25 protein-coding genes are annotated in these 24,678 nt (G+C 56.1%); 9 read left to right on the top strand and 16 right to left on the bottom strand.

The annotated features are described in order from the left end of the window. Positions 1 to 2: 2 nt before the first annotated feature. From AURMO_RS03350 to abc-f, 4 genes are read right to left on the bottom strand one after another with little or no spacing between them, the layout of a single operon-like run. Complete coding sequence (locus AURMO_RS03350; protein ID WP_110233154.1) at positions 3 to 803, bottom strand: isoprenyl transferase; 801 nt, start codon at positions 801 to 803, stop codon at positions 3 to 5. Beyond that, a complete protein-coding gene (gene recO, locus AURMO_RS03345) occupies positions 800 to 1,522 on the bottom strand; it encodes a DNA repair protein RecO (protein WP_110233153.1) in 723 nt (240 codons plus the stop codon). The genes AURMO_RS03350 and recO overlap by 4 nt, the downstream gene beginning before the upstream one ends. Beyond that, positions 1,522 to 2,229 carry a trimeric intracellular cation channel family protein gene (locus AURMO_RS03340; protein ID WP_110233152.1) on the bottom strand — a complete coding sequence of 236 codons (708 nt, stop codon included), beginning with the start codon at positions 2,227 to 2,229 and terminating at the stop codon, positions 1,522 to 1,524. The genes recO and AURMO_RS03340 overlap by 1 nt, the downstream gene beginning before the upstream one ends. Before the next feature lie 25 nt (positions 2,230 to 2,254). After that, a complete protein-coding gene (gene abc-f / locus AURMO_RS03335) occupies positions 2,255 to 3,853 on the bottom strand; it encodes a ribosomal protection-like ABC-F family protein (protein WP_110233151.1) in 1,599 nt (532 codons plus the stop codon). Positions 3,854 to 3,923: 70 nt separating this feature from the next. Here abc-f and AURMO_RS03330 point away from each other — a divergent pair, with 70 nt between their 5' ends. Continuing rightward, entirely contained in the window at positions 3,924 to 4,526 is a 603-nt protein-coding gene (locus AURMO_RS03330) for a biotin transporter BioY (protein WP_110233150.1), read from the top strand. Positions 4,527 to 4,647: 121 nt separating this feature from the next. Here AURMO_RS03330 and AURMO_RS03325 read toward each other — a convergent pair whose 3' ends face one another. The 6 genes from AURMO_RS03325 to sufB all read right to left on the bottom strand — a co-directional run bounded on the left by AURMO_RS03325 (position 4,648) and on the right by sufB (position 9,822). Next, a complete protein-coding gene (locus tag AURMO_RS03325) occupies positions 4,648 to 5,799 on the bottom strand; it encodes a cystathionine gamma-synthase (protein ID WP_110233149.1) in 1,152 nt (383 codons plus the stop codon). A 71-nt stretch (positions 5,800 to 5,870) separates the two neighbouring features. Beyond that, positions 5,871 to 6,200: a metal-sulfur cluster assembly factor gene (locus AURMO_RS03320; RefSeq protein WP_110233148.1), complete on the bottom strand. Its 330-nt coding sequence runs from the start codon at positions 6,198 to 6,200 to the stop codon at positions 5,871 to 5,873. A gap of 2 nt (positions 6,201 to 6,202) precedes the next feature. After that, positions 6,203 to 6,958, bottom strand: coding sequence for a Fe-S cluster assembly ATPase SufC (gene sufC / locus AURMO_RS03315; protein ID WP_110233147.1), 756 nt, complete (start codon positions 6,956 to 6,958; stop codon positions 6,203 to 6,205). 3 nt (positions 6,959 to 6,961) lie between these two features. Beyond that, positions 6,962 to 7,288, bottom strand: coding sequence for a non-heme iron oxygenase ferredoxin subunit (locus AURMO_RS03310; RefSeq protein ID WP_110233146.1), 327 nt, complete (start codon positions 7,286 to 7,288; stop codon positions 6,962 to 6,964). Continuing rightward, positions 7,288 to 8,403: a Fe-S cluster assembly protein SufD gene (gene sufD / locus AURMO_RS03305; RefSeq protein ID WP_110233145.1), complete on the bottom strand. Its 1,116-nt coding sequence runs from the start codon at positions 8,401 to 8,403 to the stop codon at positions 7,288 to 7,290. The genes AURMO_RS03310 and sufD overlap by 1 nt, the downstream gene beginning before the upstream one ends. Continuing rightward, positions 8,404 to 9,822 (bottom strand): Fe-S cluster assembly protein SufB, encoded by a 1,419-nt coding sequence (gene sufB / locus AURMO_RS03300; protein WP_110233144.1) that lies wholly within the window; start codon positions 9,820 to 9,822, stop codon positions 8,404 to 8,406. A 211-nt stretch (positions 9,823 to 10,033) separates the two neighbouring features. Between sufB and AURMO_RS03295 the strand changes: the two genes are divergently transcribed. Further along, complete coding sequence (locus tag AURMO_RS03295) at positions 10,034 to 10,939, top strand: COX15/CtaA family protein (protein WP_110233143.1); 906 nt, start codon at positions 10,034 to 10,036, stop codon at positions 10,937 to 10,939. Between the two features lie 13 nt (positions 10,940 to 10,952). On the opposite strand, the gene AURMO_RS03290 is transcribed toward AURMO_RS03295, so the two are convergent. Further along, entirely contained in the window at positions 10,953 to 11,873 is a 921-nt protein-coding gene (locus tag AURMO_RS03290; protein ID WP_110233142.1) for a heme o synthase, read from the bottom strand. A 201-nt stretch (positions 11,874 to 12,074) separates the two neighbouring features. Here AURMO_RS03290 and tkt point away from each other — a divergent pair, with 201 nt between their 5' ends. From tkt to AURMO_RS03255, 7 genes are all read left to right on the top strand, one after another. Then, positions 12,075 to 14,168 carry a transketolase gene (gene tkt, locus AURMO_RS03285; RefSeq protein ID WP_110233141.1) on the top strand — a complete coding sequence of 698 codons (2,094 nt, stop codon included), beginning with the start codon at positions 12,075 to 12,077 and terminating at the stop codon, positions 14,166 to 14,168. 96 nt (positions 14,169 to 14,264) lie between these two features. Next, positions 14,265 to 15,371, top strand: a complete 1,107-nt coding sequence (gene tal / locus AURMO_RS03280) for a transaldolase (protein ID WP_110233140.1) — start codon at positions 14,265 to 14,267, stop codon at positions 15,369 to 15,371. Further along, the gene (locus AURMO_RS03275; protein ID WP_110233139.1) at positions 15,372 to 16,979 is read left to right on the top strand and encodes a glucose-6-phosphate isomerase; all 1,608 of its coding nucleotides are present in this window, start codon (positions 15,372 to 15,374) and stop codon (positions 16,977 to 16,979) included. A 9-nt stretch (positions 16,980 to 16,988) separates the two neighbouring features. Then, the gene (gene zwf, locus AURMO_RS03270) at positions 16,989 to 18,530 is read left to right on the top strand and encodes a glucose-6-phosphate dehydrogenase (RefSeq protein WP_110233138.1); all 1,542 of its coding nucleotides are present in this window, start codon (positions 16,989 to 16,991) and stop codon (positions 18,528 to 18,530) included. Further along, complete coding sequence (locus AURMO_RS03265) at positions 18,527 to 19,468, top strand: glucose-6-phosphate dehydrogenase assembly protein OpcA (protein ID WP_110233137.1); 942 nt, start codon at positions 18,527 to 18,529, stop codon at positions 19,466 to 19,468. Before zwf ends, AURMO_RS03265 begins: the two co-directional genes overlap by 4 nt. Further along, complete coding sequence (gene pgl, locus AURMO_RS03260; RefSeq protein ID WP_110233136.1) at positions 19,465 to 20,202, top strand: 6-phosphogluconolactonase; 738 nt, start codon at positions 19,465 to 19,467, stop codon at positions 20,200 to 20,202. The genes AURMO_RS03265 and pgl overlap by 4 nt, the downstream gene beginning before the upstream one ends. Before the next feature lie 126 nt (positions 20,203 to 20,328). Next, entirely contained in the window at positions 20,329 to 21,321 is a 993-nt protein-coding gene (locus AURMO_RS03255; protein WP_110233135.1) for an IS481 family transposase, read from the top strand. Here AURMO_RS03255 and AURMO_RS03250 read toward each other — a convergent pair whose 3' ends face one another. The 5 genes from AURMO_RS03250 to AURMO_RS03230 form a co-directional block, all read right to left on the bottom strand. Further along, entirely contained in the window at positions 21,322 to 21,975 is a 654-nt protein-coding gene (locus AURMO_RS03250) for an HAD-IA family hydrolase (RefSeq protein WP_162532656.1), read from the bottom strand. A gap of 64 nt (positions 21,976 to 22,039) precedes the next feature. Next, positions 22,040 to 22,408: an RNA polymerase-binding protein RbpA gene (locus tag AURMO_RS03245; protein WP_110233133.1), complete on the bottom strand. Its 369-nt coding sequence runs from the start codon at positions 22,406 to 22,408 to the stop codon at positions 22,040 to 22,042. 2 nt (positions 22,409 to 22,410) lie between these two features. After that, positions 22,411 to 22,659, bottom strand: coding sequence for a preprotein translocase subunit SecG (secG, locus tag AURMO_RS03240; RefSeq protein WP_110233132.1), 249 nt, complete (start codon positions 22,657 to 22,659; stop codon positions 22,411 to 22,413). A 17-nt stretch (positions 22,660 to 22,676) separates the two neighbouring features. Then, the gene (gene tpiA, locus AURMO_RS03235; RefSeq protein WP_110233131.1) at positions 22,677 to 23,462 is read right to left on the bottom strand and encodes a triose-phosphate isomerase; all 786 of its coding nucleotides are present in this window, start codon (positions 23,460 to 23,462) and stop codon (positions 22,677 to 22,679) included. After that, positions 23,456 to 24,667 carry a phosphoglycerate kinase gene (locus AURMO_RS03230; protein WP_110233130.1) on the bottom strand — a complete coding sequence of 404 codons (1,212 nt, stop codon included), beginning with the start codon at positions 24,665 to 24,667 and terminating at the stop codon, positions 23,456 to 23,458. Before AURMO_RS03230 ends, tpiA begins: the two co-directional genes overlap by 7 nt. Positions 24,668 to 24,678: the final 11 nt, after the last annotated feature.

Here is a 24,678-nt window from a genome sequence, read left to right as displayed (position 1 = left end):
GGCTATTTCGCGCTGGGCTTATCAATGGCACCACCAAAGCGGCGGTCACGGCCTATGTATTGCTCAATGGCTTCCCACAGGTCTGTACGGGAGAAAGCAGGCCACAGCTGATTCAAGAACACCATTTCGGCATAGGCCGACTGCCACAGCAAGAAGTTGGAGGTGCGCTGTTCACCGCTGGAACGGACGAACAAATCCACATCAGGCATGTCTGGGATGTAGAGATTTTTCGCAATGAACTTCTCGGTGACCTTGCTGGGGTTGATCTTGCCGGCGGCAACTTCGTCAGCGATCTTACGCACAGCGTCTGCTATCTCAGTGCGACCGCCGTAGTTCACGCACATGGTGAGAGTTAGGGTCTTGTTGTTCTTAGTGAGCTGTTCTGCAAATTGCAGCTCCTCAATCACTGATGCCCACAACTTAGGCTTACGGCCGGCCCAGCGCACGCGGACATCCCACTCGTTGAGCTGGTCACGGCGACGGTGAAGAACATCACGGTTGAAGCCCATCAAGAAGCGGACCTCATCAGGTGAGCGCTTCCAGTTCTCGGTGCTGAAAGCATAGACACTCAGGTGTTTCACACCAGCTTGGATAGCTCCAGCGACAACGTCGAGCAGAGCTGCTTCGCCGGCTTTGTGGCCCTCAACACGGGTGAGCCCGCGCTGGTTGGCCCAGCGTCCGTTGCCATCCATCACGATGGCAACGTGGTTGGGCACTGCACCATCGAAAGCGGGTGGATAGACACCCGTCCAGTCCAGGGGCTTGTATTCGACCGCGTCTTTGTGCGTGTAGGGCTTACTCATTTCGCTACATGCTCCAAAGATCGAAGGGTTCGTTCCAAATGCCACTGGGTATAGGCAGAAACCAGGGCAGATGCCTTGCTCCAATTCTGCTGGGTATGAGCCTCAGCCGCATCCCACTCGCCACGAACTAGTGCATCCAAGAGACTCACAACTTCGGGGACAATATGTGGAGCACCGGGAGGTGCACACTTCACACAGACCATGCCACCGAGTTGAACGACGAAGCTTTCGTGCGGACCAACCTCGCCACAACGTGCACAGCTATCAAAGGTGGGTGCCCATCCAGCAAGGCTCAAGGCTCGAAGCAGATAGGAATCCAGAGTGAGCTCGGTGGGATGTTCCTGGCGAGAGAGGGAGCGTAAGGCTCCCACCAGCAGCAGATACTGCTGCGGGGAGCCTTCCAGCTCTGTGACCTTGTCAGCTGTCTCCACCATCACACTGGCCGCGGTGAATCGTGGATAGTCATCCACGATGTCCGCGCCATAGGAGGCAATGGTTTCTGCCTGCTGTATGGTGTCGAGGCTGCGACCTTCATAGAACTGGATGTCCGCCACCATGAACGGCTCTAGTCGTGCACCGAATTTCGAGGAGGTTCTACGAACACCCTTAGCCACTGCACGAACCTTGCCGTGACTCTTTGTTAGCAACGTCACAATGCGGTCGGCTTCGCCGAGTTTGTGGGTGCGCAGCACCACTCCCTCATCACGATAGGTGGGCATTAGAGATCTCGTTGAACGTCGATTGGTCCCGTGAGGTCTGCTGGACGCACCAACTTAGGGTTGCGCAGAGACTTCAGCATGCGCTGTTCAGGCAGTGACCAACCAAAGCGCACAGCGAGCAAGCGCAGGATTGTGGTCACCGCAACGCTGATGGGGACGCTGTATTCCAAACCAATGTTTGCTTCGTTGAAGCCCAGCAACACAATCGATCCAGCTGCTGCAGCGATGGCATAGAGCGAACCCACATGCATCACGGAGATGGGCATGTTCAGCAAAACATCTCGAATGAAACCGCCACCCACAGCAGTGATGACACCAACAAACAGAGCAGGAACAAAGGGCAAACCAGACACCAGTGCCGCGGTGGTTCCCAATGCTCCAAACAATCCCAGTGCCAGCGCATCAAGGACTGTGATTAGCCAGTCAATCCGACGGAAAATGCGAGCCAAGAACATTCCCAGCAAGGCTGCAACGAGAGCGGTAAGGATGTACCAATTCTCGGTAAGAGCAATGGGGAGACGGTTGAGAAGAATGTCTCGAAGGAATCCACCACCGAGACCAGTTGCAATACCGATGACCGCAACGCCGAAGAGATCAAGCTTGCGATCCCGGAATCCGGATGCATAAATCGCACCCTGCAAACTCGCAACACCAATAGCCAAACCATTGACCCATTCGGGCACATCAATAGGTTCAGCAATCAGCATGACTACAGGCTACGCCTGTGAAGCTCTAGGCGAGCTCAATGAGGTCGGCGTATTCCTTGTTCCAGTGATCTTCAATACCGTCAGGCAAGATCAACACTCGTTCAGGGTTGAGAGCTTCAACTGCTCCGGGGTCGTGAGAAACCAGCACGACAGAGCCCTTATAGCTCGCCAGTGCTCCCAGAATCTCTTCACGAGAAACGGGGTCCAGGTTGTTGGTGGGCTCATCCAAAAGGAGCACATTCGCGCTCGAAACAACCAGCATGGCCAAGGCCAGACGAGTCTTCTCTCCACCAGAGAGAACACCTGCAGGCTTGAGCACATCATCACCGGTGAACAAGAACGAACCAAGCACCTTGCGGCACTCTGTCTCAGTCATGTGAGACGCAGCAGAAACCATGTTCTGCAAGACAGAGTCCTGCACACGAAGAGTTTCGTGTTCCTGGGCGTAGTAGCCGACCTTGAGGCCGTGACCTTCAATGACTTCACCGGTGTCAGGCTTGTCCACGCCCGCAAGAATACGGAGCATGGTTGTCTTACCAGCACCGTTGAATCCCAGGATCACGACGCGTGAACCACGGTCTATAGCCAGGTCTACGGCAGTAAAGATCTCAAGTGAACCGTAGGAACGAGAAAGATCAGTGGCCATGAGCGGCGTCTTGCCACAAGGCGCAGGATCGGGGAAGCGTAGCTTCGCCACCTTGTCACTCTGACGAACCTCGTCGAGACCTGCCAGAAGGGTTTCAGCACGACGGGCCATCTGCTTTGCCGCCACAGCACCGGAAGCACGAGCACCCATCTTGGCAGCCTGCGTTTGGAGCGTGGAGGCCTTTTGTTCCGCGTTGGCACGTTCACGCTTACGGCGCTGTTCGTCCTGCTCACGCTGCTTCTGGTAGTTCTTCCAGTTCATGTTGTAGACGTCAATGACCTGACGGTTGGCGTCCAGATAGAACACACGGTTCACGGTCTCGCCGACCAGCTCCACATCGTGACTGATGATGATTAGTCCGCCCTGGTATCCCTTGAGAAATTCGCGAAGCCAGACGACAGAGTCGGCATCCAAGTGGTTCGTTGGCTCATCGAGCAACATGGTCTCAGCACCAGAGAACAAAATACGTGCCAACTCAATACGACGGCGCTGACCACCAGAAAGTGTCTTGAGGGGCTGATCGAGAATGCGGTCAGGCAACTGCAGGTTCGATGCTATCGAGGCAGCTTCTGCTTCGGCCGCATAGCCACCGAGTGCATCAAAGCGGTCAGCGAGTTCGCCATATTTTCGCATGGCTTCCGCAGCGACCTTTTCGTCTGCATCACCCATAAGCATGCTGTTCTCAGCCATGCCCTGCACGAGCGAACCTAGGCCTCGAGCGTTGAGGATTCGCGTGCGAGCAAGCTCTTCGGGATCGCCCGAGCGAGGGTCCTGTGGGAGGTAACCAATCTCTCCACCGACCTCGATGAGGCCACCAGCTGGTTGAAGGTCGCCGGCGAGTGTTTTAGTCAATGTGGTCTTGCCGGCACCATTGCGGCCGACCAACCCAATCTTGTCTCCGTTGGAGACGCGGAAGGAAACTTCCGACATGAGCACTCGGGCGCCTACGCGCAGCTCAAGGTCTTGGACGTTGAGCACAGGCTTTTCCCGATTCGTTTGTATGTCTTTACTAAGCCTTAAGGCTCTTTTCTTCCTTTAGTATATTTCTATGTCGAACATCACTCTTGCTGCTTCACGTCCTGTGCTCGCTGACCGTATCGGTTCGCGCACTCTCGCTACAGATGTTGCCCTCATTGCTGCAGGTGCAGCTTTGACCGCTGGTGCAGCACAGATTGTTATTCCTATGTGGCCTGTGCCCATTACTGGACAGACATTTGCAGTGCTGTTCGTTGGTGCAACCCTCGGTTCTCTCCGCGGCGCACTCTCTATGCTTCTCTACGTTGGTCTCGGTGTTGCTGGTCTTCCTGTCTTCGCTGAAGGCGGCGCTGGTCTGGCCAAACTTGCTGGGCCTACCGGTGGTTACATGATCGGTTTCGTCCTGGCAGCTGCTCTCGTGGGCTGGCTCGCACAGAAGCAGTGGGACCGTAAGGTTTTGGGCACCATTGGTGCTTTCCTTGCTGGTACTGCCGTCATTTACGCAGTGGGCCTCCCCTGGCTTTCTGTTGCACTCGGTCAGCTGGGTTACCCCAACGACCTCACTGCAACCCTCCAGGCGGGTCTCTACCCCTTCATTCCAGGTGACCTGATCAAGGCTCTTGCTGCAGGCGGTCTGCTTCCTCTCGTATGGAAGCTCACTTCTCGCACCAAGTAAGTAACTTCAAGAACGAAAGCCCCTGACTGATGTCAGGGGCTTTCGCTTTTGTACAGGTGCCTGTCGCAGGGGTGCGACGAACAGATCAACCTGTAGGTCTTTGCGTATTCGCGATTACTGATTAGAGCAGAGAATCCAGTGCTTGCGCAAGGTCTTCGATGAGATCATCGATATCTTCGATGCCCACGCTGATGCGCACCAGGTTCGCTGGAACCTCGAGAGCGGTTCCCTCAACGGAGTGATGAGTCATGAGTCCTGGATGCTCAATCAAGGATTCAACTCCACCCAGCGACGGTGCCAGAGTGAAGAGTTTGGTGTTGGTGAGCAGGCTTTCGGCAGCCTTCACTCCCCCTACCAATTGCATTGACATCATGCCGCCGAAGAGCGACATCTGACGCTTGGCAATATCGTGACCTGGGTGTGAAGCAAGTCCTGGGTAAAGCACACGTTCAACGGCTTTGTGGTTTTCAAAGCGTTCAGCCAAGGCCAGGGCATTGCTGGAGTGACGCTCCATGCGCACACCCAAAGTCTTGATTCCGCGCATGGTCAGATAGGCATCAAATGGAGAAGAAATAGCACCCAGCCAGTTTTGAATCTGAGCAACTTTTTCTGCCAGTCCAGCATCAGAGAGGACAATGGCACCGCCAACCACATCACTGTGACCACCGAGGTATTTGGTGGTGCTGTGCAGCACAACGTCTGCACCCAGTTCAATGGGACGCTGGAGTGCGGGGGTAGCAAAAGTGTTGTCGACAAGAACGAGTGCACCATGCTTGTGGGCAATCGTGGAGACACCCTCAATATCCACGATGGTCATCAGGGGGTTGGTGGGGGTTTCAATGCGCACCACGCGTGGCTTGGTGCTCTTGATGACTTCTTCCACAGAAGTGAGATCAGTGAAATCAATACAGGAGTTCGTCACACCCCAGGGGCCATAAACCTGTTCAATAGCGCGGTAGGAACCGCCATAGGCGTCATTGCCCAAGACAATGTGATCACCGGGCTTCAGAACGGCACGGAAGAATGCATCTTCAGCGGCCATGCCACTGGCGAAGGAATATGCCAGGAGACCACCCTCAAGTGACGCAAGGTTTTCCTGCAACGAGGTGCGAGTGGGGTTATCGCAGCGCGAGTATTCAAAGCCGTTGAGGGGCGTTCCAGGGACTTCCTGCTGGAAGGTGGAAGACAGGTAGATCGGAGGAACGACAGCACCCGTTGTGGGTTCTGAGGTTTGACCGACGTGAATCGAACGCGTATTGAATCCCTGAGGCATGTTCCTCAGACTAAACGCTGGAAAGAATTTGTGAAAAATTTCTTTCAGGAATTGTTACGACGACAAAGTTCCTAGATGGAGAACCCGAGGGCGCGCATCATTTCACGACCGTCATCGGTGATCTTCTCAGGACCCCATGGGGGCATCCATACCCAGTTGATGCGGAACGCATCCACGACGTTATCCAGCGCTTGTGCCGTCTGCTCTTCAATGACATCAGTCAAGGGGCAACCAGCACTGGTCAAGGTCATGTGAATGATCAGTGCATCATTCTCGTCATCCCACTTGAGGTCATAGATGAGCCCCAGGTCAACAATGTTGATACCCAGTTCGGGGTCCATGACCTCTTTGAGCGCATCAATGCACTCGTTATAGCGGTCGTCAGAGAGTTCAGAAGACATTGTTAGGCAATCTCGAGGTAACGGTCGTAGCCCTCAGACTCAAGTCGGTCTGCAAGCTCAGGACCGCCCTCTTCAGCAACCTTGCCATTGACGAAAACGTGCACGAATTCAGGCTTGATGTAGCGAAGAATGCGGGTGTAGTGAGTGATGAGGAGCACACCCATGTCGGAGTTGGCCTTTGCGCGGTTAACGCCCTCAGACACGATCTTGAGTGCGTCTACGTCAAGACCAGAGTCAGTCTCATCAAGGACTGCGAACTTGGGCTTGAGTAGTTCGAGCTGAAGAATCTCGTGACGCTTCTTCTCACCACCGGAGAATCCTTCGTTGACGTTGCGCTCAGCGAAGCTGGAATCCATCTTGAGGTTCGCCATCGATTCGCGAACATCCTTGATCCAGTTACGCAGCGAAGGTGCTTCACCATCGATTGCGGTCTTGGCAGTGCGCAGGAAGTTCGTGACCGTCACACCGGGGATCTCCACGGGGTACTGCATAGCTAGGAACAGACCTGCCTTGGCACGCTCGTCTACGCTCATCTCGAGTACGTCAACGCCGTCGAGGGTGATCGAACCACTGTCTACGGTGTACTTGGGGTGACCTGCGATTGTGTAGGCCAGAGTCGACTTACCCGAACCGTTGGGGCCCATGATCGCGTGGGTTTCACCCGAGTTGATCTCAAGGTTGACGCCGCGCAGAATCTGCTTGGTGCCCTGGTCGGTCTCGACGCTGACGTGCAGGTCGGTGATCTTCAGAGTTGACATGGCTTAGATCTCTTTCGTGACGGTGGGGTCAATGAAAATCTCGCCGTCGATAACCTCGACGACAAAAACGGGGACGGGTTCGTAGGCAGGCAGTGTCAGTGGCTTGCCGGTAGTCAGTTCAAACTTGGAGCCGTGCGCCCAGCACTCGAGGGTGTCGTCTTCAACGAAACCCTCAGAGAGGGAAATATCTCCGTGAGTGCAGGTGTCACCAATGGCGTGGATATCTCCGGCAGCATCCAAAACGAGTGCCACGGGAATTCCGCCCACAACAACCTTCTTGGCCTGGTTGAGCACGAGCTCACTTGCAACGCACACCTTCTCAGCAGCCATTACTTCACTCCAGCTTCGAGCTCGGCATTGAGGGAAGCCTCAATGCGTTCAGCGAGGGCAGGAACGCCCAGCTGCTGAACAACTTCGTTCAAGAATCCACGAACAACGAGGCGACGTGCTTCTTCTTCACTGATGCCACGGGCTTGCAGGTAAAAGAGCTGCTCGTCATCGAAACGACCGGTTGCCGAAGCGTGACCAGCACCGGCAATGTCACCTGTTTCGATTTCGAGGTTAGGAATCGAATCTGCGCGGGTTCCCTCGGTGAGCATCAAGTTACGGTTCTGCTCATACGAGTCAGTTCCAGTTGCCTTGTTGCCAATAAGCACGTCACCGATCCAGACGGTGCGAGCACCCTTGCCCTGGAGAGCACCCTTGTAGGTGACACGGCTCTTGGACTGTGGTGCGTCGTGGTTGACATACACCTGCTGCTCAATGTGCTGGTGTGCATCTGCGAAGTAAACACCAAGCATGTTGACCGAAGATCCGTCTTCCGCCAGAACAGTAGAGGGGTTCACACGAATGACTTCACCGGTGAGCGAGACAACACTGTGCTGGAGCGAGGCGTTGCGTCCCACACGTGAGAAGTGGCTAGCCAGGTGCAGTGCGTCATCGTTCCATTCCTGGACTGAGATCACGTTGAGATCAGCTTCAGCGCCGACAAGAATCTCGAGGTTTTCAACCAAACGAGCATCGCCATTGTTCTGCAGAACAACTGTTCCCTTGGAGAACGGTGCCGCCTCAATCACAATGTGTGCAGCGCGGTGGGTGGTGCCGAGTGCGTCACGAGTGATGGTGATTTCGGAAACATCTTCAGATGTAATCGAAACGAGAAGAACTTCGGTAGCCGCAGCCCACGCATTTGCTGAAGCCTTGTCTTCAGGAAGACCAGCGGTACCTACGCGTGGGTCTGTGACAGGAATCCAGGACAGGCTCACACCTGCAGCAACAGTTGCGGTGTAGTCAAAACGAGAACCATCGAGTTCACCAGCAATGAGCTCCTGAAGCTTGGCTACAGGGGTGAACTTCCAGTCGAGTTCACGACCGGTGACGGCCTCAAAATCGGCAGGATTAGTCGATTTCGGGCGCGCAGAACGAACTTGTACGGGAACAGTCACTTAGCCCACGGATCCTTCCATGCCGATTTCAATCAGCTTGTTGAGCTCGAGTGCATATTCCATGGGAAGTTCACGAGAGATGGGTTCAATGAATCCACGAACAATCATGGCCATTGCTTCGTCTTCAGCCATACCGCGGCTCATCAAATAGAAGAGCTGGTCTTCACTGACCTTCGAGACGGTTGCCTCGTGGCCGAGCTGAACGTCATCCACACGGATGTCGATAGCTGGGTATGTGTCAGAGCGAGACTGAGTGTCGACCAAGAGCGCATCACAGCGCACCGTGTTGGCAGAGTTGTGCGCATTGGCATCAATACGGATTTCACCACGGTAACCGGCACGACCACCACCACGAGCAATCGACTTGGAGACGATCGAGCTCTGCGTGTGAGGAGCCATGTGGATCATCTTGGCGCCGGCGTCCTGGTGCTGACCGGGACCAGCGAAAGCGATGGAAAGGGTTTCACCCTTTGCGCCTTCACCGACCAGGTAGACCGACGGGTACTTCATGGTGACCTTGGAACCGAGGTTTCCGTCAATCCACTCCATGGTGGCGCCTTCATGCGCAATCGCACGCTTGGTCACCAGGTTGTAGACGTTGTTGGACCAGTTCTGGATGGTGGTGTAACGAACGCGGGCGTTCTTCTTCACGATGATTTCGACCACAGCAGAGTGCAGAGAGTCACTCTTGTAGATCGGTGCAGTACAACCTTCGATGTAGTGCACGTAGCTTCCCTCGTCAGCGATGATGAGGGTGCGCTCGAACTGACCCATGTTCTCCGTGTTGATACGGAAGTAGGCCTGAAGGGGAATCTCTACGTGCACACCTGGTGGCACGTAAACGAAGGATCCACCAGACCACACCGCCGTGTTGAGAGCGGCGAACTTGTTGTCTCCCGAGGGGATCACGGTGCCGAAGTATTCTTCGAAGAATTCAGGGTGCTCTTTCAGAGCAGTGTCGGTGTCCATGAAGATGACGCCCTGTCGCTCGAGCTCTTCATTGATCTGGTGGTAGACCACTTCAGATTCATACTGTGCTGCAACACCTGCAACGAGACGCTGGCGCTCTGCCTCAGGAATACCCAACTTCTCGTAGGTGTCCTTGATTTCGTCGGGGAGGTCTTCCCAAGTTTGTGCCTGACGTTCCGTTGAACGGACAAAGTACTTGATGTTGTCAAAGTGAATTCCGGAGAGGTCGGCACCCCAGTTGGGCATGGGCTTACGACCAAAGATTTCGTATGCCTTCAAGCGCATCTTGAGCATCCACTCGGGCTCATTCTTCAGGCCAGAGATGTCGGCAACGACCTCTGCGCTGATACCTCGGCGAGCGCTAGCTCCGGCTGCATCTTTGTCGTGCCAGCCGAATTCATACTGCCCAATGCCCTCAAGTTCGGGCCGGTCGATCAGGATGTCTGACATGGCACTCTTCCTTACGAATCTAGACTGAGAAGAGAACGCACGAACTGTCGCGAAAACCGCGGCAATCTCGCATGTTCTCGCCCTCGAGATATCGGCTTACGCACGATCACATTGAACTTACTTAGCCTAGCCTTACTTCACTAGCAATAACAGGGTTAATGAGTTCTTCCTCAGCGAACAACAACTAATCATCGAAGGAATATTCCCCATCGTGAGCACTCTTGTGAATTGGTTCCCCACCACCGTTGATCGCAAGGTCCGGATTGCGGCCTGGACAACCTTCGTTGTGCAGATCCTCATTGTGGTCACCGGTGGCGCCGTTCGCCTCACCGCGAGCGGTCTTGGTTGCCCCACCTGGCCTACCTGCACGGAAGACTCTCTGGTGAACACCCCCGAGATGGGTATTCACGGCATTATCGAGTTCGGTAACCGCCTGCTGACCTTCCTTCTGGTCATTGTGGCGATTGTGACTTTTGCTCTCGTATTCCGTATGCGCAAGAGCCGCAGGGACTTCTTCTGGCTGACTTTACTTATTGGTTTGGGAATCCCTGCCCAGGCAGTTATCGGTGGGATCTCTGTCTTGATGCAACTGAACCCCTACGTTGTGGGGCTGCACTTCATTGTTTCGATCGTGATGATTGTGCTTTCTACTGTGCTGGTCTTCCGTGTCTATAACGGCAATGCCCCTCGCACGTGGATTCTCAGCCCATCAGGGCTATCTCTGCCTCGCATTGTGTGGCTAGCAGCGGTGTTCCAGATCGTGACCATCATCTTGGGCATACTCACAACTGGTTCAGGCCCTCACGCCGGAGACGCTGATGCGCCCCGTAACGGCCTTGATGGCGGCATTCTGCAATCACTCCACTCCTACCCTGCCTATGTAGCTGTGGGATTGACGCTATTGGCCATCGCGATGGCCTCCCGTGCACGCCAGCTTGCAGAGCGCAATGCCCTTCTGATGCTTCTGGCAGTCAACGTGGCCCAGATTGTGGTGGGAATTGTTCAGTCACGCACAGGACTTCCCCCGCTTTTGGTAGGAATCCACATGCTGCTGGCCTGCCTAGTTGCAGCGGGTACAACCAACGCATTGCTCAACCTGCGTAAGCCAGCCGAGTAGTTCTGTAGCCGCTCTAGAAGGGCAGCAGAGCGTCAATGGCTACCGCGAGGAAGATCAGCGAGAGATAGCCATTGGAGAAGTGGAACAAGCGCATGGGCTTGGGGTCTTCGTGGTGCAGTGCGCGTGAGTAAAGCAGGTGGCTTTCCACCACAAACCACACGCCTGCCACCGTGGCGATAGCGGTGTAGGTCCACCCCATGTGACCGATAGGAACCAGCAGCAGAGTTGCCGCAAAGGTTGCCCAGGCATAGAGCACAATCTGGAGTCCTACCGTGACGCGTCCGCGCACCACGGTGAGCATGGGCACGTTGGCGTTTTTGTAGTCCTCGCGGTACCGCCAAGACAGTGGCCAGTAGTGCGGTGGCGTCCACAAGAAGATGATGAGGAACAAAACCACGGGGGTCCAGGTCAGTGAACCGGTTACCGCAGCCCAGCCAATCAGTACGGGGAAACCGCCAGCAGCGCCTCCCCAGACGATGTTCTGCGGGGTGCGGCGCTTCAAGACCAGGCTGTACACAATCACGTAGAACGCAATGGCTGAAACCGACAGTGACGCCGCCAACACATTGGTAAACAGCAGGAACCACACAGTTGAGATGATCGCGAGTGCCCAGGCAAACACAATCGCCTCACGATCAGAAATCTCACCAGTAACCAGCGGACGGCCCTTGGTGCGGTTCATCAGACGGTCAATATCGCGGTCGATGTAGCAGTTGAAGGTTCCCGCAGAACCAGCGCTCATCATTCCACCCAATAAAACAACGAGGACCAACCAGAGGTTGGGAATTCCCTCTTGAGCCAAGAACATCGTGGGGATGGTTACTGCCAGCAGTAGTTCCATCACACGGGGCTTGGTCAGCGAGACATACGCGGCAACTTTGCGCTTAATACCGACCTTGGACACCGCAGTGGTGCCAGATTCGGAAGCGTTCATGAGTCCTCAAGAGTGGAGTGCGCGAGAGCATCAAGTCTACGGGAGGTAATGGTTCGACATCTGGCACGTTCCCCGTCGGCGTAAGCCGGTAACTGCCTATACTTATAAGAGCCGTTATTCGGCGTGCATGGCTGTAATTTCCAGCCATCGTAATTTTCTCTCCCTCACCTCCACACGGAAAAACGGAAGGCCGATATTCACATGGCGCAGCTCGACTGGTCCGAACTAGACAACAAGGCAGTTGACACCGCGCGTGTTCTCGCCGCAGACGCAGTCGAGAAGGTGGGTAACGGTCACCCCGGAACCGCAATGAGCCTCGCTCCTGCTGCGTATCTGTTGTGGAACAAGGTCATGCGCCGCGACCCACTGGACGACCAGTGGATTGGCCGCGACCGCTTCATTCTTTCTGTGGGCCACTCGTCGCTCACTCAGTACGTTCAGCTCTACCTGAACGGCTACGGCCTCGAACTCGAAGACCTCAAGGCTCTGCGCACCTGGGGCTCACTGACCCCGGGTCACCCCGAATATGGCCACACCAAGGGTGTTGAAATCACCACTGGCCCTCTCGGTCAGGGTCTGGCTTCGGCTGTTGGTTTTGCCTATGCATCTCGCTTCGAGCGCGGTCTGTTTGACCCCAACGCCGCTGCGGGCAAGAGCCCCTTCGATCACTTCGTGTACGTCATCGCGGGTGACGGCGACCTGCAAGAAGGTGTTACCGCTGAAGCATCCTCGCTTGCTGGCCACCAGCAGCTGGGTAACCTCATCGCGATTTATGACTCCAACCAGATCTCGATCGAAGATGACACCACCATTGCGTTCACCGAAGATGTAGCCAAGCGTTACGAGTCCTACGACTGGCACGTCCAGACGGTGGACTGGAAGAAGACCGGTGTTTACGTTGAAGACGTCGCTGCTCTGAACGACGCCATTGAGGCAGCAAAGGCTGTCACCGACAAGCCTTCGCTCATCATCCTCAAGACCATCATTGGGTGGCCTTCGCCTAAGAAGCAGAACACCGGCAAGATCCACGGTTCTGCACTCGGTGCAGATGAGCTCAAGGGCCTCAAGGAAGTTCTTGGATTTGATCCAGAACAGAGCTTCCAGGTAGCCGACGAGGTTATCGAACACACCCGTAAAGCAGTAGCGAAGGGTGCTGCTGAACGCGCTGAATGGCAAAAGAGCTTCGATGCTTGGGCTGCAGCAAACCCTGAGAACAAGAAGCTTCTTGACCGCCTCGAAGCTGGTCAGCTTCCTGATGGTGTAGAGGCCGCACTTCCTGTATTTGAAGGTGGCACCGAAGTTTCAACCCGTGCCGCATCCGGCAAGGTGCTCAACGCTCTCGGCCCCGTTATCCCTGAACTCTGGGGTGGATCTGCTGACCTTGCCGAGTCCAACAACACCACTCTTGAGGGCGCCAAGTCCTTCGTTCCTGCCCAGTGGTCAACCCACGAGTGGACCGGTGACAACTACGGTCGCGTCCTCCACTTCGGTATTCGTGAGCACGCCATGGGTGCCATCCTGAACGGTATTGCCCTGCACGGCAAGACCCGCGCCTACGGTGGAACCTTCCTCATCTTCAGCGACTACATGCGCCCTGCTGTGCGCTTGGCCGCACTCATGAAGGTGCCTTCGATCTTCGTGTGGACTCACGACTCTGTGGCTCTCGGTGAAGACGGCCCCACTCACCAGCCCATCGAACAGCTCGCAACCTTGCGCGCCATTCCTGAGCTGGATGTAGTTCGTCCTGCTGACGCGAACGAAGTTGCCTACGCCTGGAAGACCATCCTCGAGCGTCGCAACGGACCTGCAGGAATTGCTCTGACTCGTCAGAACATTCCCGTGTTCACCCGTGGTGAGGGAGTTGCCACCGGCGACACTTTCGCTCACGCTCGTGAAACCGCAAAGGGTGCCTACACTCTCGTTGACGCCGCTAACGGCAAGCCTGATGTGATCTTCATCGCAACCGGTTCTGAAGTCCAGCTCGCTGTGGCAGCTCGCGAACAGCTCGCAGGAGAAGGTATCCACGCTCGCGTGGTCTCTGTTCCTTGCCTCGAGTGGTTCTACGAGCAGCCTGCTGCTTACCAGGAGAGCGTTCTTCCTGCCGCGGTGAAGGCTCGTGTTTCTATTGAAGCTGGCCTGTCGCTGACCTGGGACAAGATTGTCGGCTCCACTGGCCGCAGCGTCTCGATCGAGCACTTCGGTGCCTCGGCTGACTACAAGACCTTGTTCACCAAGTTCGGTATCACCACCGATGCTGCTGTCGCCGCTGCGAAAGAATCCCTCGCAGCTCAGTAACACTTCACACGGGGTGTGAGGAATAACTTTTCACACCCCGTGTTACAACTTCATACCTGATCCGCTCCACCACATTCCCTAGGAGAATCAACGTTCATGTCGAACACCCCCACCGCACAATTGTCCGCAGCCGGCGTCAGCATCTGGCTCGATGACCTCTCACGTGAACGCATCACCTCGGGAAACCTTCAGGCGCTCATTGCTGAAAAGAACGTCGTTGGTGTGACCACCAACCCCACCATCTTCGCGGGTGCTCTCACCAACGGTGAGAGCTATGCAGCACAGGTCAAGAAGCTCGCAGCTGCTGGTGCAGATGCAGAAGCAGCCGTGTTCGACATCACCACCGATGACGTTGCAGATGCCTGCGACATCTTCCGTGGCGTCTTCGACGCAACCCAGGGCGTAGACGGCCGCGTTTCTATCGAGGTCTCCCCCACCCTTGCTCACGATGCTCCAGGCACTGTGGAAGAAGCAAAGCGTTTGTGGGCAAAGGTCAACAAGCCCAACGCTCTCATCAAGATCCCTGCAACGCTGGCTGGCCTCGACGCCATCACCGAAGTCATTGGTGCAGGCATCTCGGTTAACGTGACCCTCATCTTCTCGCTCGAGCGCTATGAAGCCGTCATCAACGCTTACCTTGCAGGACTCGAAAAGGCACAGGCCAACGGCCACGACCTTTCCCAGATCCACTCGGTAGGTTCTTTCTTCGTCTCTCGTGTGGACTCCGAGGTCGACAACCGCCTCAACGCCATTGGCACCCCTGAGGCACTGGCTCTCAAGTCAAAGGCAGGTCTGGCTAACGCTCGTCTGGCCTATGAACTCTTCGAGGACATGTTCGACACTGAGCGTGCTGCAGCGCTGCTTGCCAACGGCGCAAACGTCCAGCGTCCCCTCTGGGCCTCCACCGGCGTTAAGGACCCCAGCCTCCCCGACACTCTCTACGTCACCGAGCTGGTTGCTGCTGGCATTGTGAACACCATGCCTGAAAAGACTCTGGATGCCACCTACGACCACGGTGTGGTCACTGGTGACACCATTACCCCCAACTACGCAGATTCCAAGGCTGTCTTCGCAGCTCTGGCGGCTGTGGGCGTGGACTTCCAGGACGTGACCAACGTCCTCGAGTCTGAGGGTGTTTCCAAGTTCATCATCTCGTGGGGAGAACTCCTCGAGACCGTCAACACCGCTTTGGCTGGAGCTTAAATGTCGTTCCGCATCAAGGTTTCTGGAGCAGCTGAAGCAGCTGTTGAGACTCACGTTCCTCAACTGGTTGCTGACCTCGTAGCTTCCAGCATCACTGCTCAGGACCCCGCGCTCTGGGGCAAGGCAGCTGAAGCTGAATCAGCTATTCGTCTGGGCTGGACCGAGTCTGTCTCGATCTCTCGTCCCCTCGTACCTGAGATTGAGGCTCTGCGTGACGAGCTGCGAGCCAAGGGTGTCAACCACATCGTCTTAGGTGGCATGGGTGGTTCTTCTCTAGCCCCCGAGGTCATCACCGCAACCATGCAGGCAGAGCTCACTGTGCTGGACTCCACTGAGCCTGGACAGATCAAGGCAGCTATCACCGACCGCCTGGAGACCACCGCAGTCGTGATCTCCAGCAAGTCCGGTGGCACTGTCGAAACTGACAGCCAAAAGCGCATCTATGAAGCAGCCTTTGCCGCTGTGGGCATTGACCCACTCGAGCGCATCATTGTTGTTACCGACCCCGGTTCTCCTCTGGATAAGTCAGCACGTGAAGCCGGATACCGCGTCTTCAACGCCGACCCCAACGTGGGCGGACGCTTCTCTGCACTCACTGCATTCGGTTTGGTTCCTTCCGGTCTTGCCGGTGTGGATCTCAACGAACTGCTCAACGAAGCAGAGGCCATCTCGATTGACCTCGCTGTTGATCAGCCTGAGAACCCCGGTTTGATCTTGGGCGCTGCTATCGCCGGCACTTCACCACTGAAGAACAAGCTCGCACTCGTAACCGATGGCACTCACCTGGTTGGTTTCCCCGACTGGGCAGAACAGCTCATCGCCGAGTCCACAGGTAAGGAAGGCACTGGAATTCTTCCCGTCGTTCTGGACGTTGTCTCCCCCGAACTTTCTGCAGGTTATGCAGATGTTCAGGTGCTGCGCCTTGTCGATGATGCACACGAGTTCCACCTGCTCAACCGCGACAAGCACGAAGGTGAAATCCTCGTCTCGGGCACCCTAGGTGCCATGTTCATGGTGTTTGAGTATGCAACCGCTGTTGCAGGCCGCCTGCTGGGCATCAACCCCTTCGACCAGCCAGATGTGGAGTCGGCAAAGATTGCTGCTCGCGCACTGCTGGATAACCGTCCTGCACCTACCGAGCCTCTGTTCACCGACAAGGGAATTGAAGTGCGTGCTCACGGTGACCTGGGAGATGCCAAAACAGTCCGCGAGGCAATCACTGCTGTTTTGGAACAGCTTCCTGCAGATGGTTATGTTTCGGTTCAGGCCTACGTTGACCGTGCAAACTACCCTCAGCTTCACGGTGTGCGCGACCTCGTCGCTGCTCGTGCCGGTCGCCCCGTCACCTTCGGTTGGGGACCACGCTTCCTGCACTCCACCGGTCAGTTCCACAAGGGCGGGCCCGCAGTGGGTGTCTTCATCCAGATTCTCCAGGCCCCAGACGGTGACGTTGTCATCCCTGAGCGCCCCTTCAGCTTTGGTCAGCTCATTGCTGCTCAGGCTGCTGGTGATGCAAACGTTCTGGCCGACCACGGTCGCCCCGTTCTGACCCTCACCCTGACTAACCCCAACACTGAACTCGAACACCTGTTCGCAGCCTTCAACTAAAGGACGTTCATGTCACCTGTTGACATCACTCCGGAGAACAACCCTCTCCGCGTTGCCGAAGACCGTCGACTCAACCGCATCGCTGGACCTTGTGGTCTGGTGCTGTTTGGTGTGACCGGTGACTTGGCTCGTAAAAAGCTCATGCCCGCGGTCTATGACCTCGCTAACCGTGGTCTTCTTCCTCCTGGTTTCGCACTCGTGGGCTTTGCTCGTCGCGACTGGGAAGACCAAGACTTCGCGCAGGTCGTGCACGACTCGGTCAAGCAGTATGCCCGCACCGAATTCCGTGAGGAAGTCTGGGAGCAGCTAGCCAAGGGCATTCGCTTCGTTCAGGGTGAATTCAACGACGACGCCGCATTTGATCGTCTGAAGAAAACAATTGCAGAACTGGACGAAAAGCGCGGCACTATGGGCAACCATGCTTTCTATCTCTCCGTTCCTCCCCGCTCCTTCCCAGAGGTTGTTTCTCAACTCAAGCGCGCAGGTTTGGCAGAAGAGGTTGAGGGTCAGTGGCGCCGCGTGGTCATTGAGAAGCCTTTTGGTAGTGACCTCAAGACTGCTCGTGAACTGAACACAGTCGTTGAGTCTGTTTTCCCCGCAGATTCCATCTTCCGCATTGACCACTACCTCGGTAAAGAAACAGTGCAGAACATTTTGGCTTTGCGCTTTGCTAACCAGCTATTTGAACCACTGTGGAACGCTGAGCACGTCGACCACGTCCAGATCACCATGGCTGAAGACATTGGTGTGGGCGGTCGTGCTGGCTACTACGACGGCATTGGTGCTGCGCGTGACGTGATTCAGAACCACTTGCTCCAACTTTTGGCACTGACCGCCATGGAAGAGCCCATTTCCTTCGACGCTGAAGATCTTCGTGCGGAGAAGGAAAAGGTTCTTGCCGCTGTTCGCTTGCCTGAAAACCTGGGCGAAGCAACCGCACGTGGCCAATATGCCAGCGGTTGGCAGGGGGGCGAAGAGGTTGTTGGCTTCTTGGACGAAGAGGGCATGAACCCTGAGTCCGTCACCGAAACCTATGCAGCCATGCGCCTCGACATTGGAACCCGCCGCTGGGCCGGAGTTCCGTTCTATCTGCGTGCGGGTAAGCGCCTGGGCCGTCGTGTGACTGAAATTGCTGTCGTGTTCAAGCGAGCACCCCAGTACTTGTTCGCTGACCACCAGACCTCTGCCCTCGGTCAGAACGCGTTGGTTATCCGCGTTCAGCCCGATGAAGGTGTCACCATCCGTTTCGGCTCCAAGGTTCCAGGCGCTGGTATGCAGGTCCGCGATGTGACCATGGACTTCGGTTATGGCCACGCCTTCACCGAAGCGAGCCCTGAAGCCTATGAGCGCCTCATCTTGGACGTTCTGCTCGGCGATCCTCCCCTGTTCCCCCGCCACGAAGAGGTGGAACTGAGCTGGAAGATCCTCGACCCCATCGAAGAATTCTGGGAAACCCAAGGGCAGCCTGAGCAATACGCTCCAGGAACCTGGGGACCTGCCTCTGCTGATGCCCTCATGGCCCGTGACGGCCGCGTTTGGAGACGTCCATGATCCTCGAACTCCCCGACACCACCACCGCGAAGGTTGCCAAAGAACTGGTCAACCTCCGCGAAGAAGGCGGCGCTGTTGCGCTTGGTCGCGTGCTCACCCTGCTCATCTCCACCACTCTCGGTGAAGAAGAAGAGGCCATTGCTGCTGCGAACGAGGCATCTCGCGAACACCCCATGCGTGTGATTGTGCTCTCCGTTATTGAGCCCGAGCACTCCATCTCAAACCGTCTCGACGCGGAAGTTCGCGTCGGCGGTGACGCAGGTGCCAGTGAAGTTATTGTGTTGCGTGCCTATGGCCAGGTTGGCTCGGACGAGCAGGGTCTTGTGACCGGTCTTCTGCTTCCTGACACCCCTGTGGTGGCATGGTGGCCCGGCGCTGCTCCTGAGAAGGTGTCGGAGTCTCCCCTGGGCAAGATTGCTCAATGCCGCATCACCGATGCTGCATCTCAGGCAGACCCCATCGAGGCTCTTTCAGATCTGTCCAAGACCTATGCTCCTGGTGATGCAGACTTCGCGTGGACTCGTCTGACCCTCTGGCGCACACAGCTCGCTGCTGTGCTTGACCAGCCACCCTATGAGCCCATCACCGAAGCACACGTCACTTCCACCCCCGATTTCCCTTCGGCCAAGATGCTGGCTGCCTGGTTACAACTTCAGCTGGGTGTCCCCGTCTCCTGCGATCTCACCCACACGGGTCTGAGCTGGGGCGGCATTCACGGCGTTCGTTTGGTTCGTCCTTCCGGTGATATTGAGCTGACTCGTGTTGAGCCTTCCGTGGCACGCCTCAAGCAGCCCAACCAGCCCACCCACGACCTCGCCATGCCCCGCAGAAGTCTGCGTGACTGCTTGGCTGAGGAACTGCGTCGCCTTGACCCCGATGAGGTCTATGGTCGCGTAGTGACCGAAGGTCTTCCCCAGATCATTGTGCACGCCTCATGAGCGAGGAAACCACGCTCGAAGCGTATGCAGACAAGCAAGAACTCATCGACAACATTGATGAGATCTTCGAAGAAGCCGTCAAGGAACTCCTCGTTGAACAGCCTGCTGTTCACGTCGTTCTCACCGGTGGCACCGTAGGCATTGCTCTGCTGGAAAACATCGACCCCAGCAACAAGCTGGACTGGTCTCGCATTCACCTGTGGTGGGGCGACGAACGCTTCGTTCCTGCCGGCCATCCAGACCGCAATGAAGGCCAGGCAACTGCTGCCCTCATTCACCGTCTGCCCATCCATGCCGAGAATGTTCACCGCATGCCTGCATCAGATGCTGGTATGACGCTGGACGAAGCAGTAGATGCCTATGACGACGAACTAGCCAAGTTCTGGCCTGAACTTCCTGAGTTCGACATCACGTTCTTGGGCGTGGGTCCAGATGCCCACATCGCCAGCTTGTTCCCCGGCCTAGAGGGCATCGAGGTGGATGACCGTGCGGTGATTGCCGTGCGCAACTCCCCCAAGCCACCTGCCGAGCGCATTAGCTTGACGCTTCCTGCTTTGAACAATTCCAAGAACGTCTGGGTCGTCGCCTCCGGGGCTGACAAGGCAGATGCGATCTATGCCGCATTCACCTCTGAAAACCCCTCAGAAGCGCCCGTGAGCGCCGTTGAGGGCCTTGAGGAGACTGTGTTCTTCACGGATGAAGCTGCCGCAGCACGCCTCATCGACGAAGACTAGTTGTACTGCCCAGGCAGGTTGGTTGAGTAAATGTGACGACTCGCTGTAGTCGTTAAACGTGAGTGAGTACCTCCGGGAGTGGAGTGGAGCTGTCAAAGGCATTCACAACACCACCCGGAGGTACTCATGTCCCACGCTAATGCCGCTTTAACTCCTCGTCATCGTCTTCGCATCGCGCGCCTCATAGTTGATGAAGGTTGGACAGTCGTTGCGGCTGCCCACATGTTCAATGTTTCGTGGCCAACAGCTAATCGTTGGGCTCAAAGATATGCGGCTATGGGTGTTGCCGGGATGGATGATCGTTCTTCCCGGCCACATCGAAGCCCGAATAAAACCGATCAACAACTCGTTCGCAAGATTGTGCATTTGCGGTGGAAGAAACGCCTTGGACCAGTGGCTATCGGCGGGAAACTGGGCCTCTCAGCTTCAACTGTTCATGCCGTTCTAGTTCGATGCCGTCTGAACAAACTTCATCACGTTGATGTTCGAACGGGGGAAGTTATCCGCCGTTATGAACATGCGACCCCTGGAGCGATGATTCATGTTGATGTGAAAAAACTCGGCAAGATTCCAGATGGTGGCGGTAGTCGATACGTCGGGCGTCAGCAAGGAAACCTCAATATTCGCGCCACTGCAGGGCGGCCAAAGAACAATAAACGTGGACGTGTTGCAGGGATAACATTCGTCCACACTGTTATCGATGATCATTCCCGCATTGCCTATGCCGAGGTTCATGCCAATGAAACTGCAGACACTGCTGTCGGCGTTTTACGCCGCGCAGTGTCGTGGTTTGCTGCAAGAGGAGTCACTGTTGAGCGAGTTCTTTCCGACAATGGACCTGCCTACGTGTCTCATTTGTGGAGAGATGCGTGCAACGAACTTGGCATCAAACCGAAAAGGACAAGGCCCTACAGGCCACAGACGAACGGCAAAATTGAACGCTTCCACCGCACCTTGGCCGATGGTTGGGCCTTTGGGAAGTTCTACAACACTGATTCAGCTAGAAACAACGCGTTGCCAGGATGGTTGCACGAATACAATCACCATAGGCCCCACACTGCGATCGGAAACCGGCCACCCATGAGCCGCTTAACTAACGTCCCTGGGCAGTACAACTAGTTAGCGTAGCCTGCTGGAAGCAGGAATGTGGAGAGCACCATCTCGATAGCTCAGACCCGCCAGACTTTTCACGACGATTTCCACGTCTGTATCCAGGGCAACCTTCGTAACCCCAATCACGCGGGATGCACCTGCAGAGAGCCCTGCCTGAATACCCGCAGCAGCATCTTCGAAGACGATGCACTCCCCTGGTTCAAGTCCTAAGTTCTGCGCTCCGCGCAGATAAGGATCAGGGTGTGGCTTGCCACGCTCCACGTCCTCTGAGGACACCAACTCGGCAGGAACAGGAAGCCCCGCAGCACGCAGGCGCGCTGCCCCCAATCGAGGGTTTGCTGAGGTGCAGACAGTCCACATTCCTGGTGTCAGAGACGTCAGGAGTTCAACGGCGCCAGGAAGCGCTTGGGTCATGTGTGCTGAGTCTTGCTCCAACTGGTGAATGTAAGCAACGGCTTCCTCATAGCGATCTTCGGTTACATGCCTGCGCACCATATCTTCGGCGCGAATACCGGCGTTGGAACGATCACTCCAATCGAAATCGGGAGCAAAAGCTACAGACCAACGACTCCAGGCATCAACAGCTGCACCATGACTATCAACCAGAACACCATCGTTATCGAACAGTAAACCTGCAATAGGGAGTTCAAGATCAGACATTTGCATTCCTGGAGTCAAGGAAAAGAAAAATATAGCCCCTGATTACTCAGGGGCTATATGAAAGTTACTTGGTGGGCTTCACTGTTCCGCGGCGAACGCGGAGCTGGTGGAGAGCGTCTTCGAGAATCTGCTCAGCCTCTTCTTCGGTGCGACGTTCCTTCACGTAAGCAAGGTGAGTCTTGTAAGGCTCAAGCTTGGCTAGCTCAGGTGGGTTTGCCTTATCGCGACCTGCAGGAAGACCAGACTGTGGACAGTCGATGATCTCAGGAATTTCTTCCTCAGGCAGGTTTGCTGCGAAGTAACGTACTGTCTCGTTACCGAGAGCATCCCAGTATGAGATGGCAATACGTTCTGCGTGAATACCGTGATCTTGTTCACCCATGGGTCCCGCGCCAACGCGCGAGCCACGGATTGCACTTCCGCCGGATGCCATAGTTATGCTCCTTGGAACTTAGTGATGAGGCCGAGCAGGATGATGCAGACAATCCAGACCAGACCCAAAATGATGGTGATGCGGTTGAGGTTACGCTCAGCCACACCAGAGGAACCCAGAGTAGAGCTCATGCCGCCACCGAACATGTCGGAGACGCCACCACCGCGACCCTTGTGAAGGAGGATCAGCAGGGTGAGGAGCAGGCTCGTGATGCCGAGCAGCACCTGCAGAACAATCTGAAGAATTTCCATAGCTACAGTCTACCCGACTAGATAACGTGCTTCTGGAAACGAGCAATGCTCGAGAACTCTGCAACGTCCAGGCTGGCACCACCGACGAGAGCACCGTCGATGTTGGGCTGACGCATGAAACCAGCGATGTTGTTGGCCTTGACCGAACCACCGTAGAGAATGCGCGTGCGCTGTGCAGCAGCGTCGCCGAGAACTTCGCCGAGTGCCACGCGAATAGCAGCACACACTGCTTCTGCCTGCTCTTCGGTAGCAACCTTGCCGGTACCAATAGCCCAGACAGGCTCGTAGGCAATAACGATCGCTGCGTCCTGAGAGACGCCCTCGAGTGCCTTCTTGAGCTGAGCAACAGGAACAGCGGACGGTCCGAACTCTTCAAGTTCCGCTTCTGTTTCACCAACACAGAGAACAGGAACAACACCGTGCTTGAGAGCTGCCTTGACCTTGTTGCCCACGATCTCGTCGTTCTCGCCGTGGTACTGACGACGCTCGGAGTGACCAATGATCACGTACGAGCAACCCAGGGCATTCAGGAATCCACCAGGGATTTCACCGGTGTATGCACCGGAGTCATGCATGGACACGTCCTGTGCACCATAGGCGAGCTCGAGCTTGTCTGCTTCAACCAGGTTCTGCACCGAACGAATGTCAGTGAAGGGTGGGAAGACCGAAACTTCAACGTCGGTGTACTTGTGTCCGGCGTCCTTGAGCGTCCACGCCAGCTTCTGAACAAACGCAATCGCCTGGAGGTGATCCAGGTTCATCTTCCAGTTACCCGCGATGAGCGGGGTACGAGTGTTTACCATCCGAGGACCTCCAGGCCAGGTAGACGCTTACCCTCGAGGAATTCGAGGCTAGCTCCACCACCGGTTGAAATGTGACCAAACTGGTCATCTGCGAAACCAAGAATGCGCACAGCAGCTGCTGAGTCACCGCCGCCGACAACGCTGAGGCCGTCGACCTCAGTCAGTGCCTGTGCGATGGCGCGAGTGCCTTCAGCGAAGGCGGGAATTTCAAACACACCTGCAGGGCCGTTCCAGAACACGGTCTTGGAGGCCTTGATCTGCTCGGCGAATGCCTTACCGGTCTCAGGACCAATGTCGAGGCCCATACCGGTTGCACCGAATGCGGTGTCTTCGAGCGCATCTGCTGGAGCAACAACGTGCTCTGCATCAGCACCAAACTTGCTGGCCATCACGATGTCGGTGGGAAGAATAATCTTCACGCCGCGCGCTTCGGCATCTGAGATGTACCCGCGGACAGTGTCGAGCTGATCAACCTCAAGAAGGCTGGCACCGACCTTGTAGCCCTGAGCTGCGAGGAAGGTAAAGACCATGCCACCGCCAACCAGAATCGTGTCCACACGAGGAAGCAGGTGAGAAATCACACCGAGCTTGTCAGAAACCTTAGAACCACCGAGAACGACCGTGTAAGGGCGCTCAGGATTTTCAGTGAGGCGGTCCAAAACATCGAGTTCAGTCTCGATGAGCAGACCTGCTGCGCTGGGAACCAGCTTGGCCAGGTCATAGACCGAAGCCTGCTTACGGTGAACAACACCGAAGCCGTCAGAGACGAGCACGTCACCGAGCTCAGCAAGCTGAGCAGCGAATGCGCCACGCTCAGCTTCGTCCTTGGATGTCTCACCTGGGTTGAAACGCAGGTTCTCCAGGACAGCAATCTGGCCATCAGCCAGAGTAGAAACTGTGGCCGTTGCGGATTCGCCGACCGTGTCGGTGGCGAAGGCAACGGGCTTGCCGAGTAATTCACCCAGGCGAATTGCGGCAGGTTCGAGGCTGTACTTAGCCTCGGGCGCTCCGTCAGGACGCCCGAGGTGGCTCATCACCACGACACGGGCGCCCTGATCGAGCAGAGCGTTCAATGTTGGCAGCGACGCACGGATACGTCCGTCGTCAGTAATCACACCATCCTTGAGCGGGACGTTGAGGTCACAGCGGACCAAAACCCGCTTGCCAGCAAGCGAACCGAGTGAGGAAAGGGTGCGAAGTGCCATATTGAATTACT

The sequence above is a fragment of the Aurantimicrobium photophilum genome, from assembly GCF_003194085.1.
Taxonomy (GTDB): Bacteria; Actinomycetota; Actinomycetes; order Actinomycetales; family Microbacteriaceae; genus Aurantimicrobium; species Aurantimicrobium photophilum.
This window is presented reverse-complemented; position numbering and strand designations above follow the sequence as displayed.